The following is a 13,857-nucleotide window of genomic DNA, read 5'->3' as shown; positions in this document are numbered from 1 at the left end:
CGAACCAAGAGGAGATGTCATGCAGCAAGATCAAACTCTGGAGCGCAACCCGTCGAACTCGGCACGGGTTTACCGCAACTACATCGCCGGCCGCTGGGTCGATGCTGCCGATGGACGGCGTCTCGCGATTCCGGATCCGTCCGATGGCTCGCATCTTGCGGACATTGCCCGGGGCAGCAGCGAGGACGTCGATCGCGCGGTTCAGGCCGCCCGGGCGGCGTTGGCCGGCGAGTGGGGACGTTTGTCGGCGACCGAGCGCGGTCGCATCCTGCATCGGATCGGCGAGGGCGTCCTGAAGAATATCGATCTGCTGACAGAGCTTGAAGCACGCGACGTCGGCAAACCGCTCAAGCAGGCGCGGGCCGATGTCGAGGCGCTGGCGCGCTACTGCGAATTCTACGGCGCCGCGGCCGACAAGGTTCACGGCGATACCATTCCCTATCGGTCGGGATTCACTGCCCTCACGATCTATGAGCCGCATGGTGTCACCGCCCACATCATTCCCTGGAACTATCCGATGCAGATCATCGGACGCAGCCTCGGTGCGGCCCTTGCGATGGGCAACGCCGCTGTCGTAAAGCCGGCGGAGGAAGCCTGCCTTACGGTGATCGAGTTCACCCGCATCGCGGAAGAAGCGGGATTGCCGGCCGGCGCGCTCAACCTTGTCACCGGCACCGGCGAGGAAGCTGGTGCGGCCTTGTCCTCTCATCCCGGCATCAATCACATTTCCTTCACGGGTTCGGTAACGACGGGCGGTCTGGTGCAGGCGGCCGCCGCGCGCAATGCCGTGCCGGTTACGCTGGAACTCGGCGGTAAATCGCCCCAGGTGGTGTTTGCCGATGCCGATCTCGATCGGGCACTGCCGTTCCTGGTGATGGCAGGTATTCAGAACGCCGGCCAGACCTGCTCCGCGTCGTCGCGGATCCTGGTCGAGCGATCGGTCTATGAAGAGGTTGCTTCACGCATGGCCGATGCCTACCGCAAGCTGAAGGTGGGGCCGGCGCTGTCCGATCTCGATGTCGGCCCCGTGGTCTCGCGCCGGCAGAAGGACATTGTCGAAGGCTACATTGCGCTGGCCGAGCGTGGCGGCGCGCGTCTCGCCGCGCAGGGCACCATCGTGCCCGATGCGCCTGCGGGCGGTGCCTATGTCACGCCGACCTTGATCCGCGACGTTCCGCCCAGCCATCGCCTTGCGCAGGAGGAAATCTTCGGGCCCGTCCAGGTGATCATGCCGTTTGACGGCGAGCAGCAGGCTATCGAGCTGGCAAACGGCACGCCCTTTGGCCTGGTTTGCGGAATCTGGACGAGCGATGGCGGCCGGCAGTTGCGCCTGGCGCGCGCCATTCAGTCGGGACAGATCTTCATCAACAACTACGGTGCAGGCGGCGGCATCGAGCTGCCGTTCGGCGGTGTGAAGCGTTCGGGCCATGGCCGCGAAAAGGGCTTTGAGGCCCTCTACGGCTTTGCCACGACCAAGACCATTTCGATCTATCACGGCTGACAAACGCGAATGGCGGCGGCGATGTGCCGCCGCCATTCGCCAGGTGATCACGTCAAATGCAGCGGCCGCCGTCGACTTCCATGGCGACGCCCGTGATCATGCTGGCCTCGTCGGAACACAGGAACGCTGCGGCGTTGCCCATGTCCTCGGGCGTGGAGAAACGGCCGATTGGAATCGTCGAGAGGAATTTGGCGCGGATCTCCGGCGTGTCCTGCCCCATGAAGGTCTTGAGCAGCGGCGTTTCGCCGGCGACGGGATTGATGGCGTTGACCCGGATGCCGAACGGCGCAAGCTCCACCGCCATGGCGCGCGTCGCGGTGATGACCCAGCCCTTCGATGCGTTGTACCAGGTCAGGTTTGGCCGTGGGCTGACCCCGCCGGTGGAGGCAACGTTGAGCACGATACCGTATTTCCGCTGCTTGAAATGCGGCACCACGGCCTTTGCGCCATAGTAGATTGACTTGATGTTGACGTTGGCGATCCTGTCGAACATCTCGTCTGTCACGGTTTCCAGCGGCTGGGGCGTGTGACCGACGCCCGCGTTGTTGACGAGGATATCGAGCCCGCCGAATTCCCGATGGGCTGTCTGCACCACCGCTGCGAAGCCGGATTCGTTGGAGATATCGGCGACGGCGGCGATGGTTCTGCCGGGAAGTGCGCCGGCCACGCGCTCTGTGGCGGCCTCGTCACGGTCGGCAATGACCACGCGCGCGCCTTCCTCAACGAATTTGCGGACGATGCCCTCGCCAAAGCCGGAGCCGCCGCCGGTCACGATTGCGATCTTGTCCTTCAGTCTCATAGCGATCCTCCTTGCTAATATTGTTCGAATTGGCTCGCGCGCGCCTTGCCATGGCAATGCGATCTCCAGCAAAGGCGCGGGAAATGGATTGCTTTGCAAATGAACGGTCGGAAGGAGAGGGGCGCCGCGGTCAGGATGTGTCGTCGAGAACGGCGGCTTTTGCGGCCTGTGCGGCGTTGTGCCTGTCGCCCCATGCCCCGCGCGACCTTTCGAGGTGGCGTTGCATGGTCGCTTCGGCGCCGGCCCGGTCGCGCTTCGATACATAGTCGAGCAGCTTGAAATGTTCCTCTGCCGATTGCTTGAGAAAATCCCGCGGCGAGTCGTTGCCGGCAAAGCCGTGCAGGCGCACGCGGTCCCTCAGCGTCTCGACCAGCTTGGCAAGCGAGCGATTGCCGAGCGTGGCAATCAGCTGAACGTGGAATTTGAGATCCGCATCGAGAAACGCGATCAGATCGCCGGCGTCAGCCGTTTGTCGCGTGGCCTCGGCCAGCTCGTGGAGCTCGCTGAGCTGCTGCTTCGATAATCCGCCTTGGGCGATGTCGCCGACGCTCGGCACTTCGAGCAACAGGCGGATGGCGAAGGTCTCATTGAGTTCGCTCAGCGACAGCGACACCACGCGAAAGCCTCGGTTGCGCTCCGCTTGCAGCAGGCCTTCGCGCTCAAGATCGAGCAGGGCTTCCCGCACCGGCGTTGCCGACACGCCAAGTTCGGCCGCGAGCCGGGGGACCGAGTAGAGCTGATCCGGCCGCATCTGCCCGGTGATGACCAGGCCGCGGATCACCTGTCGCGCCTGTTCGCGCAGGCTTGGCGCCGAAACCAGACCTAAAGGACCATTTTGAAGCGCTTCCATGTGCCTTTCGTAGCAGGGAGCATCCAGATTCGCAAGAATAAATGTGTGACATGTGATATATTACTGCTTGACTGGGCGAAAGTGCTGTGTGATATTTTACTTAACAATAAAGGGAGGATTATAGGTGGCCGTAGATCGCATTCTCATGATCGTCTCCGATACCGTCCGGACCGATATGCTCGGTTACAACGGCGGTCACGTCCGCACGCCGAACCTCGACCGGCTTGCTGCCAAGTCGATGGTGTTCGACCGTTATTATGCGTCGAGCTTTCCGACCGTCCCCGCCCGCTACGACTATCTCACCGGCAAGCCCGCTTTTGCCGGCGTCGGCTGGGGCGCACTACCGCGCGCGGACCGCTCGATCGCAACCGCATTGACGGAAGTGGGTTACACCACGCTCGGCGTGGTCGATACGCCGTTCTACCAGGTCAACGGCTATTCGTACGATCGCGGCTTCAATTTCTTCTACGACATGAAGTCTCAACTCTTGGGAACACCGCATTACTCTTCGTACAGCGCGCCCAACAAAACGAAGCGCCAGGGCGAAGGCAAGCTGCCGCAATGGCCGATCACCGGCAAGGTGAAGCCCGATCCCCGCACCGGCGAGATGGATTGTCCGGCGCCGCTCACCATGGTGCAGGCAGCGAAATGCCTGGAGCAGGTCTACGAGGACAAGTTCTTCGCGCTGGTCGACACCTGGGATCCGCACGAACCGTGGGATCCGCCGGCTTATTATACCCGCCACTATCTGCCCGACTATGCCGGCGAGCGCGTGCATCCGCCTTATGGCGATTGCAAGAAGCACGGCATGACCGATCGCGACATCGCAGTCGCCCGCGCGCTCTATAGCGGCGAGCTTGAGCTCGTCGATCGCTGGATCGGCCATTTGCTCGACCAGCTCGCCTATCTCGGCATCGAAGATTCCACCGCCATCATCTTCGTCTCGGACCACGGCTTCCTGCTCGGAGAGCATGGGTTGATGGGCAAGATGGTCCGCAGGGCGCCCGGCGAAGCGACGTGGATGCGTTCGCCACTTTACGAAGAGATCGCCAAGGTGCCGCTGTTGATCCATGTGCCGGGCGCCAAGCCCGGACGAACCAGCAAGCTTGCCTGCGCGCTCGACCTCGCTCCCACGATCTGCGACATGGCCGGCCTGCCGCGCCAGCCGGAGATGCAGGGACACTCGCTGCTTCCCGGCGTGCTTGGCCAGCCGTTCGAAGGGCGCGACCATGTGCTGACGGCGCTGCCGCTCGCCAATCCCGGCGATACGGTTGAAGTCGTCGACGATCTGATGCGGACGGTGGTCGAATGGCAACCCGTGACCATCACGACGCAAAAATGGTCGCTGCTCTATGCGATTCCGGGCGAACCGGTCGAGCTCTATGATTTGAGCTCCGATCCGAAGCAAACCATCAACGTGGCGGAAAAGCACCCCGCCGTCATCCGTGCTCTGCTGGAGATGTACGCGGAGGACCTGCGCCGCGCCGGCGTCACCAACAAATACTCCGATCCTCGCCTCGCGGCCTTGCTCGAGCACGCATCGTAGAGCGTTTTCGAGTGAGGTGGATATCGCTTCGCGTGAGGAAATCAAAACAAGAATCCAGAGTTTCGGTTCTGATCCAATCAGGACCGATCATGCTCTAGGCCGTCACGCTTTCGGAAATATCGATCGGCTGGTGGAGGGAGACATGAAGGCCGACTTCACGCGAAGGCAATTTCTCGGCTCCACCGGGATGGGGCTCGTTGCCCTCGGATACGGCGCGCGCCCGGTGGTAGCAGCGGATGAGACGCCCGCGCCCAAACGCGGCGGCGTGCTCACCATCGGCCAGGATGAGAATCCGATCGGTCTGGACCCGCACAAGACCGCCGCATTCTCGACCGGCAACATCGCCGAGCACATCTATACCTGCCTGCTGAGGTGGGACGAGACGTCGAGCCATGTCGAGCCTGATCTCGCCACCGCATGGGAGAATCCGGATCCGCAGACCTTCGTCTTCCATCTGCGCGACGGCGTGAAATTCCACAATGGAAGTGTGCTCACCAGCGAGGACGTCAAGTTCACCTTCGAGCGCCTGGTGGATCCTGCCACCCGCTCGCCATGGGTATCGATCTTCTCGGTGATCAAGGCGATCGAAACGCCGGATCCCAAGACGGTGGTGTTCCGCCTCGCCAGTCCGTTCTCGCCATTCCCCAACTATCTTGCCACCATCAAATATTCCGCGATCGTCAACCGCGAAGACGTCAGGCAGCGCGGCGACCTCGTCAAGGGCGGCGCCGGCACCGGGCCGTTCATGCTGGAGGATTTCCGGCCGAATTCGCTGATCCGGATGAAGCGCAATCCTGACTATTACGAGCCGGGCCTGCCTTATCTCGATGGCCTCGACTTCCGCATCATACCCGATGAAGCCAGTCGCATGGCCGCTCTGCGGGCGGGCAGCGTGCAGCTGACCTGGCTCGGCCGCCCCGACTCGGCGACGCAGATGCGCGATGTGCCTGACATCGTGGCACCCGACCCAAAGTCCTATTCGCGGCTGATGCTACTCGAGTTCGATCAGCGCAAGCCGCCCTTCAATGATGTCCGCGTTCGCCGTGCTTTCAGCCTGGCGCTCAACCGCGAGCTGATTACCAAGGTCGTCTGGCGTGGCTTCGCCGGCCTCACTGCGTCGCTGCCGCCAATGCAAACGCCCTTCGCCGTTCCGAGCGGCGAGGTGCTCGGCTTGCCCTATATGAAAGAAGACGTCGCCGCGGCCAAAGCACTGATGGCGGAGGCCGGCTATGCCTCCGGCTTCGAGACGGTCTTTGCGGTCTCGCCGGCCAACTACGGCGACGTTCAGATTGCCCAGATCATGCAGCAGATGGTCGGACGCATCGGCATAAGGATTAAGATCCTGCAGAAGGAATGGAGCCAGCTCGTCGCCGATTTTCAATCGACGGAATCGCCAATGTCGATGGCGGGCTTGGTCTGGGGTCCGGATCCCGACACCAACATCTCGATCCGGTTGGACTCGAACTCCACGGTCAATCCGGGCAAGACGGCTGATCCCGTGCTGGACGAACTGCTGGCCAAGGCGCGGCAGAGCTATGACGAAGCCGAACGAACCAAGCTCTATCGGGCGGTGCAGCAGCGCGTGGCCGATATGGCCTACATCATTACGCCCTGTGCCGCGGCGCTGCGCTGGGAGATGTGGTCGAAGAAGCTGCAGGGTTACCGCGCCGTGCCGTCGGCGCAGAGGGTCTATCTTCGGCAGTCCTGGCTGCAATAGGGCGCGGTCAGCGAGTTCTAAGGGAGTAGGCGATGCTCAGATATGCCGCGGGACGCATCGTTCTCACCGTGCCGGTGCTGTTCGGCGTTTCGCTGATGAGCTTCGCCATCATTCATCTGATTCCCGGCGATATCGTCAGCGTGCTCGCGGGGCCCACGGTAGCGCTCGATTCGGAAGCCGCCCAGAACATCCGCCGCGCCCTGCATCTCGATCAGCCGCTGCCGGTGCAGTATGGAATCTGGCTGATGGGCGCGCTGCGCGGCGATTTCGGCAATTCGCTCGTGATGGGATTGCCGGTCGCCCCGCAGATCGTCTCGCACTTGCCGGTAACGCTGGTGTTGACCGCAATGTCGCTGCTTTTTGCGATCGCGGTCGGATTGCCCGCAGGCGTCGCCGCTGCGAAAACCCGCGGGCGGTGGCCCGATCTTTTCATCCGCGCCGTGGCGCTGCTCGGCCTCTCAACGCCACCATTCTTCGTCGGTGTTGCAGCCGTGCTGCTGCTTTCGCTCTATTGGCCATCGTTCAAGATCTTGAGCGCCGTCGACCTGCGTCACGATCCGCTCGGTGGAATCAGGACTTTGCTGCTGCCGGCCTTCGTGCTTTCGCTGGCTTCCGCCACCACGATCATGCGCTACACGCGCGCCGCCATGCTGGAGGTGCTGACGGAGCCCTTCATGGCGACCGCACGTGCCAAGGGCGCAGGCCGCCTACGCGTGCTGATCCGGCATGGTCTTCGCAATGCACTGCTGCCGGTTGTGACCGCGGTCGGCGTCACCGCCGCGCACCTCGTCGCGGGCGCAGTCGTGGTTGAGCAGGTGTTCGGCCTGCCCGGCATCGGCCAGCTCATGCTCAACGCGATCTATCACCGCGACTATACGCAAGTGCAAGCCACTGTGCTGGTGGTCACCACGCTGGTGGTGCTGATCAACATCATGGTTGACCTCAGCTACTACGCGCTCGATCCGAGGATCCAGCAACATGGCTGACGCACATCCGACCCTGATCGACTCGGCGGATCGGCCGGCAGTGCCGGCCGACGAGCCGGCAGCCAACGAGGGGGGCATTCGCTTCCTGGCGCGACCCCGGCTGCGCTGGAATCTGCCGCTTGCAGTCGGCGCTGCGATGGTGCTGCTGTCGATCGTCCTTGCGCTCGCCGCGCCCTGGCTTTCCGGGCACGATCCGCTCGAGATTGCCGATGCCTCGCTGTCGCCGCCATCAGCGCATTACTGGCTGGGCACGGACCAACTGGGGCGCGATGTGCTGACGCGCATCCTCTATGCGGCGCGCAGCTCTCTTGTGGTCGCTTGCCTGAGTGCCGCGCTTGCGTTCGCATCCGGCACGGTGATCGGCCTTAGTGCCGGATACGCCAGCGGGCTGGTCGATGCTTGCCTGATGCGCCTTCTCGACATCCTGCAGGCCTTTCCCGCACTGCTGCTCGCGATTGCGCTGGTGGCGGCGCTCGGGCCGAACCTGCCGAATCTCGTCCTCACCATGGGCCTGCTGTTCATGCCGCGCTTTGCCCGCGTCGCCCGCGCTTCGACGCTGTCGGTGCGAGAGCGGGATTACATCGCCGCGGCGATCGGGCTTGGCGTCTCGCGTGCGCGGACGATGTACCGGCATGTGCTGCCAAATATCGCGGCGCCGCTGATCGTCGAGGCGTCGCTGACGGTGACGATCGCAGTGCTGACCGAGGCCTCGCTGTCCTTTCTCGGGCTCGGCGTGCAGCCGCCCGATCCGACCTGGGGCGGCATGATCGCCGAATCCACCTCGGTGATGGCGCTCGCGCCATGGCTCGCCCTTAGTCCGGGGTTTGCCATCGTGTTCGTCGTCGTCGGCTTCACGCTCATGGGCGATGGTTTGCGCGATGCTTTGGATCCAAGAGGTTGATCGATGCTCGACAAATTGAACACTGATGCGATGAGCGACCTGCCGTCCGATCTTCACTGGATGCCCGCTTGGCAGATCCGCGAAGCCATCGTGACACGGCGCGTGTCGGCAATCGAAGTCGCCTGTCATTTCATCGAAAGGATCGAGAAGTTCGATCGACGCCTCCACTCCTTCTTCACGGTGTCGGGGGAAGTGGCTCTGGACCAGGCCAGGGCGATCGACAGGCGGATCGATCGCGGCGAGCCTGTCGGCGCGCTGGCGGGTGTGCCGGTATCGATCAAGGATCAGTTCTGGACCAAGGGCATCCGCACCACTAGCGGCTCGCGGATCTATGCCGACCACGTGCCGGAGGAGGATTCGCTGCACGTCGCGCGCGTGAAGGCGGCCGATGGCGTGATCATCGGCAAAACTGCTACGCCTGAATTTGGGACGTTCTGGCGCACCACCGGCCGCGTCGCGCCCGAATGCGTCAATCCCTGGGATCCCCGATGCACGTCTGGGGGCTCAAGCGGAGGGGCGGCGGCGAGTGTCGCAGCCGGCTTCGGCCCGCTGGCGCTTGGGAGCGATTCAGGTGGATCGATTCGGCTGCCCTCGGCGATGTGCGGGGTGCTCGGCTTGTTGCCGAGCAACGGCAGGGTTCCGCAGCACGGCTCGCTCGGATCCACGATGTTCCTTTGCAGTGCGGGCCCGATCAGCCGCGACGTGCGCGATGCGGCCACATTGCTGCAGCTACTGGCGCAACCGTCCGTCGACGATTCCCTGTGCCGGCTGGATGAACCGCCCGACTACCTTTCCGGGCTCGATGATGGCATCGCGGGACTGCGGCTCGGATGGTGGGAGGATCAGAGCATTTCGGGTCAGGTCGATGCCGCCGTGATCAGCGCGATCAAGAAAGCTGCGTTTGGCCTCGGCTCGCTCGGTGCCAATTTTGTCGATAATGCGGTGACGTTCAACACGCAGGGGGTGGACGAAGCCTGGCGGGTGCTCGACTTCGTCGATCGTTACGCCGCGCTCGGCAAGTCGCTCTATACCGACCCGCTGGCACGGCGCAAGCTGACCCCATATGCGCGCGAGCGATTTGCCTGGGCCAAGGGCGTGAGCGCCGCCGATTATTCGCGCGCGATGCGCCGGCGCGCTGATTTCATCCGCTCGTTCGAGGCCGCCTTCCGCAGCTGCGATCTCGTGCTCTCGCCGACGCTCGGATTCACCGCGCCGGTGATTGAATCCGTCGGTCCCGCCCAGCGCATCCCGGCGCTGGTCGCCCATACGCTGGCTGTCAATCTCGCCGGCTGCACGGCCGCCTCAATTCCCTGCGGCTTCGTCGATGGAATGCCGATCGGCCTGCAGGTGATCGCGCCGCCCAATCAGGAGGCGCTGGTGCTGCGCGCGGCGCGTGCCTTCGAGCTCGCCTGGCCGTGGGTCGGACGAAAGCCGAATGTCTGATGGAGGATCGCGATGATCGAATGGCCACGCGTTCTCGCACCGTTCGTCGGGCTGCATTCCATCGCGCCAACCTGGCCGGCCGGCCTTGCTGGCGGAATCGTTCGCGCGCCTGCGCGGAGTAGGCCTAACACGGCAGGCTCGCCGGCTCGCCTTTGGATCATTTCGACCGAATACGTGATCGAAACCGGGCCGGACGAAGGGCCACGGTCTAGCGGGGATGACCATGTCGCTGCTGCGCGTTGAAAATCTCCGGACCTATTTTGACACGCGATCCGGCGTGATGAAGGCCGTCGACGGTGTCGACCTCGACGTTCGCGAGGGCAAGACGCTTGGCGTCGTCGGCGAATCCGGCAGCGGCAAGAGTGTCACCGCACTCTCGATCATGCGCTTGATCGAGAGGCCGGGCCGCATTCTGCCGGGCAGCCACATCTATTTCGAGGGCAAGGATCTCGCCGCGGTTTCCGAACGGGAGCTCGAGGCGGTTCGCGGCAATCGCATCTCCATGGTATTTCAGGAGCCGATGACTTCGCTCAACCCGGTCCATACGGTGGGCAACCAGATCATCGAAGGCATCAGGCTGCATCGCCGCACGAGCGCGCGCCAGGCGCGCGAGCGCGCCATCGAACTCCTGGAACTTGTCGGGATTCCATCACCCGAGCGTCGCGTCGACGCCTTTCCGCACCAGATGTCAGGCGGCATGCGGCAGCGCGTGATGATTGCGATGGCGCTTGCCTGCGAACCCAAGCTCTTGATCGCCGATGAACCGACGACCGCGCTGGATGTCACCATCCAGGCGCAGATCCTTGAGCTACTGCGGCAGTTGCGCGACAGGTTGGCGATGGCGGTGATCCTGATCACCCATGACCTCGGTGTCGTTGCCGAGATGTGCGACGATGTCGCCGTGATGTATGCTGGCGAGGTGGTGGAGCGCGGCTCTGTCGACGCCATCTTCCGCAGTCCGCAGCACCCCTATACAGAGGCGTTGTTGCGGTCGATTCCGCTATTGGGAATGACGCAAGACGAGCCGCTCAACGTGATCCCCGGCGTCGTTCCGAGCGCGCTGCATTGGCCGGGAGGCTGCCGGTTCGCCGCGCGCTGCAGTTACGCGTTCCAGCATTGTCATCGCCAGCCGCCGGCATTGGTTGCGACCCGTTCAGGATTTGCAGCGTGCTGGTTGCGCGGCAATGCCACCGAACGATCGCAGCGGGGAGCAGCTACAGATGCATGAGCCGTTATTGCGCGCCCGCGACGTCAAGAAATACTTTCCAGTCGGCGGCGGGTTGTTCCGGCGCAGCGTCGCCTATGCGCGCGCCGTCGACGGTATCGATCTCGACATCGCCCCGGGAGAGACGCTTGGCCTCGTCGGCGAATCCGGTAGCGGAAAATCCACGCTCGGGCGGATTCTGGTCGGGCTGATGAAGCCAAGCGCCGGAAAACTGTCATTCGACGGCGCGCAGATTGGCGATCTGGCGGGCGCGGAACTGCGGCGCTCGCGGCGCCAACTGCAATTCATCTTTCAGGATCCGAGCGGATCGCTGGATCCGCGCATGAGGGTCGGCGACATCATCGCCGAAGGACTCGATGCACAGGGCATCGAGCGCGGCGCGCGCGAGCGGATGATTGTCGAAATGCTGGACAAGGTGGGATTGCGGCGGGAAGCCGCCCATCGCTATCCGCATGAGCTGTCGGGCGGCCAGCGGCAACGCGTCGGCATCGCCCGCGCCCTCGTGCTTCGGCCGAAACTGGTGGTCGCCGACGAGCCGGTTTCCGCGCTCGACGTTTCGATTCAGTCACAGGTGTTGAATCTTTTGGTCGAGCTCAAGCGCGAGCTACGGCTGACCTATGTCTTCGTCTCGCACAATCTGGCAGCGGTGAGCTACGTCAGCGACCGCATCGCCGTAATGTATCTCGGCAGGCTCGTCGAGCTCATCTCGACCGAGCAGCTCTGTCGTTCGCCGCTTCATCCCTACACGAAGGCATTGTTGTCGGCGGTTCCGGAGCCGATTCCCGGCCGTCAGCGGCAGCCGATATTGTTGCGCGGTGACATTCCCAATCCGATCGAGCCGCCCTCCGGCTGCCGCTTCCGAACGCGCTGTCCTTTGGCGCAGCCCATGTGCGCGGAAAGGGAGCCGCCGCTGGTGCCGAAGTCGGTGGCGGATCATCTCGTTGCCTGCCACTTGGTATGATCGGCGCCGCCGTTGTGCTCCATAGCAGTGCCGGAATGCATCAGCAGCGCTTGCCTCTCTGCACCAAACAAGGATCCTTTTATCCCGACAGAGGGAAACCTGTTGCAGGCCCAACGATACTCATGTCGGAATGGCGACAGAATTTTTTGGCAAGTCACGCACCTCCCAATCAGCGGGTCCCGGGTTCGAGCCGTTGGGGCGTCCACCATATAAATCGGGATATCAGTGAGAGAAACCGTTGAGACAGCCCATGCGTTTTCATTGCAAGTTCTCGCTGCAAGGCGAAGAATTGCAGAGCGCCCGAACCTGCCACAGCAAATCGAATCGCCGTCAGGCTCATGCGCATACGCCTATTTGGGACGTCGCCGATATGCACGTTCCGCTCGCAGGTTCTCGGCCGTCGAAAGGCTGTTCCGATCACGGAAACGCAGCCCGCTGCTTGCACTCCTATTGCGAAAAGGCCGCCGAATCTACGTTTGCGTTGGAAAGATCGTGGTCGTATCGAACCCGGAGAAGTAGCTTGCGATCTGCTGAAGCACGACCCGGCGCAACGAAGCGGGCATTTCTGGTGCGGTGGCCAACGGGCTGCGGAATGAAATACAGCCAAGCATTGATCCACTGGTGGGCCCGGCAGGACTCGAACCTGCAACCAGACCGTTATGAGCGAGAGGATATCGATCGGCTTCGTTGAGTTTGCTGCGTTTTCGTTCGGGTTCGATTGCGTTCATTTCACTTTGTCGAGGTCGTTTCTGGTGAGGCGGCGGCTCGCACCTGCCGTCTGATCTCCTTCGGTATTTTTGACCGCGAACGCGAACAGACGTGGGGGCCACGGGCAAATTTTCGACAGTTGCCAACGCCGGATTGTACGACTACCCTTTGCCCCAAGTACGCCCAAACGGTCTTTCGATTGGCCGCACGTTCATGCCAAAATTCCTTCGCATCGGAGTCCATCAGTCGAACGTCTCCGGATACACGTCAAAGGCGTGGTGTGTTCGACGGGTTGGCTCGGCGGTTTTCCTGAAGTGGGGCGCCGTGGAAGTCCTTGGCGCCGGAGATGGGCGAAAGGTTTACTGGGCACTTCCGCCGAGAGAGAAAACGATTCGTTGCGGCACGGCGCAGCGGGCCAACGACTATGTAAAGGCCGCGATCGCGCGGCGCCGCAATCATCGCTATGAACCGCTGGCCGGACCGATTGCGCTCCGGCGCCGATCCGCCCAGCGCAGCACCGAGCTCAAACAGGCACTCGCCACGATCCTGATCGTCGATATCGTCCGCTCCACCGAGAAAGCCGCGAAGCTGGGCGATGCGCGCTGGACAAAGGTGATGGGCCACTATTACGCAGCGGTCCGCAAGGAGTTGAAGACTTCGCGCGGAAAGGAGGTCGTGACGACGGGGGACGGAGTGCTAGCGACGTTCAAGGCGCCGGCTGCCGGCGTCCGCTGTGCGACCGCGATCCGCGAGGCGGTGCGCACGCTGGGGCTGGAGATCAGGGTGGGGCTGCATGCGGGGGAATACAAAGTGAGCGGGGCCGAGGTGGTCGGTCTCGCGTTTCACATCGGCGCACGTGTCGCCGCGAAAGCGCGCGCCGGCGAAGTGCTGGTCTCGAGCGTGGTCAAGGACCTGATGTCGCAGTCTCAAATCTGCTTCAGGGATCACGGCGTCCACCAACTCAAAGGCGTACCGGAGCGATGGCGTCTGTACCGGGTCGAAGATTGAGGTGGATTGCGACGCGGGACACCGCCTCGCAATCCGGTCCGCCTCCGCCCCCTCAGCGCGAAAAATCACTTGGTTTGGCAAGATTGCCCTGCACCGGGATCGTCAGGAAGTAGATTGGCGTCTCGCTGATTTGCCGACGTGTCAAAATTTTTCGCGGAATCGCTCAAAGCATCGACTAGTTGCTACTTTGCATGGGGTTGTTTTCGATATTT

12 protein-coding genes are annotated in these 13,857 nt (G+C 62.9%); 9 read left to right on the top strand and 3 right to left on the bottom strand.

The window, feature by feature from the left end; all coding sequences use genetic code 11:
- Positions 1-19: 19 nt before the first annotated feature.
- Positions 20-1,501, top strand: coding sequence for an aldehyde dehydrogenase family protein (locus tag CQ12_RS12995; protein ID WP_057835697.1), 1,482 nt, complete (start codon positions 20-22; stop codon positions 1,499-1,501).
- Positions 1,502-1,553: 52 nt separating this feature from the next.
- Here CQ12_RS12995 and CQ12_RS12990 read toward each other — a convergent pair whose 3' ends face one another.
- Both CQ12_RS12990 and CQ12_RS12985 read right to left on the bottom strand, forming a co-directional pair.
- On the bottom strand, positions 1,554-2,300 hold the full coding sequence (locus CQ12_RS12990; protein WP_057835696.1) for a glucose 1-dehydrogenase: 747 nt from the start codon (positions 2,298-2,300) through the stop codon (positions 1,554-1,556).
- Between the two features lie 130 nt (positions 2,301-2,430).
- Positions 2,431-3,150, bottom strand: coding sequence for a GntR family transcriptional regulator (locus tag CQ12_RS12985; protein ID WP_057835695.1), 720 nt, complete (start codon positions 3,148-3,150; stop codon positions 2,431-2,433).
- Between the two features lie 124 nt (positions 3,151-3,274).
- On the opposite strand from CQ12_RS12985, the gene CQ12_RS12980 reads away from it, so the two are divergent.
- From CQ12_RS12980 to CQ12_RS12950, 7 genes are all read left to right on the top strand, one after another.
- On the top strand, positions 3,275-4,696 hold the full coding sequence (locus tag CQ12_RS12980) for a sulfatase family protein (RefSeq protein WP_157088179.1): 1,422 nt from the start codon (positions 3,275-3,277) through the stop codon (positions 4,694-4,696).
- 142 nt (positions 4,697-4,838) lie between these two features.
- The gene (locus CQ12_RS12975) at positions 4,839-6,413 is read left to right on the top strand and encodes an ABC transporter substrate-binding protein (protein ID WP_057835693.1); all 1,575 of its coding nucleotides are present in this window, start codon (positions 4,839-4,841) and stop codon (positions 6,411-6,413) included.
- Positions 6,414-6,445: 32 nt separating this feature from the next.
- A complete protein-coding gene (locus tag CQ12_RS12970) occupies positions 6,446-7,399 on the top strand; it encodes an ABC transporter permease (protein WP_057835692.1) in 954 nt (317 codons plus the stop codon).
- Entirely contained in the window at positions 7,392-8,300 is a 909-nt protein-coding gene (locus CQ12_RS12965) for an ABC transporter permease (protein ID WP_057835691.1), read from the top strand. Before CQ12_RS12970 ends, CQ12_RS12965 begins: the two co-directional genes overlap by 8 nt.
- Positions 8,301-8,303: 3 nt before the next feature.
- Positions 8,304-9,743 carry an amidase gene (locus tag CQ12_RS12960; RefSeq protein ID WP_057835690.1) on the top strand — a complete coding sequence of 480 codons (1,440 nt, stop codon included), beginning with the start codon at positions 8,304-8,306 and terminating at the stop codon, positions 9,741-9,743.
- Positions 9,744-9,966: 223 nt separating this feature from the next.
- Positions 9,967-10,971, top strand: coding sequence for an ABC transporter ATP-binding protein (locus tag CQ12_RS12955; protein WP_245309880.1), 1,005 nt, complete (start codon positions 9,967-9,969; stop codon positions 10,969-10,971).
- Positions 10,964-11,929 (top strand): ABC transporter ATP-binding protein, encoded by a 966-nt coding sequence (locus CQ12_RS12950; RefSeq protein WP_057835688.1) that lies wholly within the window; start codon positions 10,964-10,966, stop codon positions 11,927-11,929. Before CQ12_RS12955 ends, CQ12_RS12950 begins: the two co-directional genes overlap by 8 nt.
- A gap of 470 nt (positions 11,930-12,399) precedes the next feature.
- On the opposite strand, the gene CQ12_RS43685 is transcribed toward CQ12_RS12950, so the two are convergent.
- Positions 12,400-12,657 (bottom strand): hypothetical protein, encoded by a 258-nt coding sequence (locus CQ12_RS43685; RefSeq protein ID WP_157088178.1) that lies wholly within the window; start codon positions 12,655-12,657, stop codon positions 12,400-12,402.
- A gap of 193 nt (positions 12,658-12,850) precedes the next feature.
- Between CQ12_RS43685 and CQ12_RS12945 the strand changes: the two genes are divergently transcribed.
- Entirely contained in the window at positions 12,851-13,645 is a 795-nt protein-coding gene (locus tag CQ12_RS12945; protein ID WP_057835687.1) for an adenylate/guanylate cyclase domain-containing protein, read from the top strand.
- The last annotated feature ends 212 nt before the right edge of the window (positions 13,646-13,857 follow it).

It is taken from the genome of Bradyrhizobium jicamae (assembly GCF_001440395.1).
Classification (GTDB): domain Bacteria; phylum Pseudomonadota; class Alphaproteobacteria; order Rhizobiales; family Xanthobacteraceae; genus Bradyrhizobium; species Bradyrhizobium jicamae.
The sequence above is the reverse complement of the archived record's forward strand: the minus strand, read 5'-3'. Positions and strand labels throughout refer to the sequence as shown.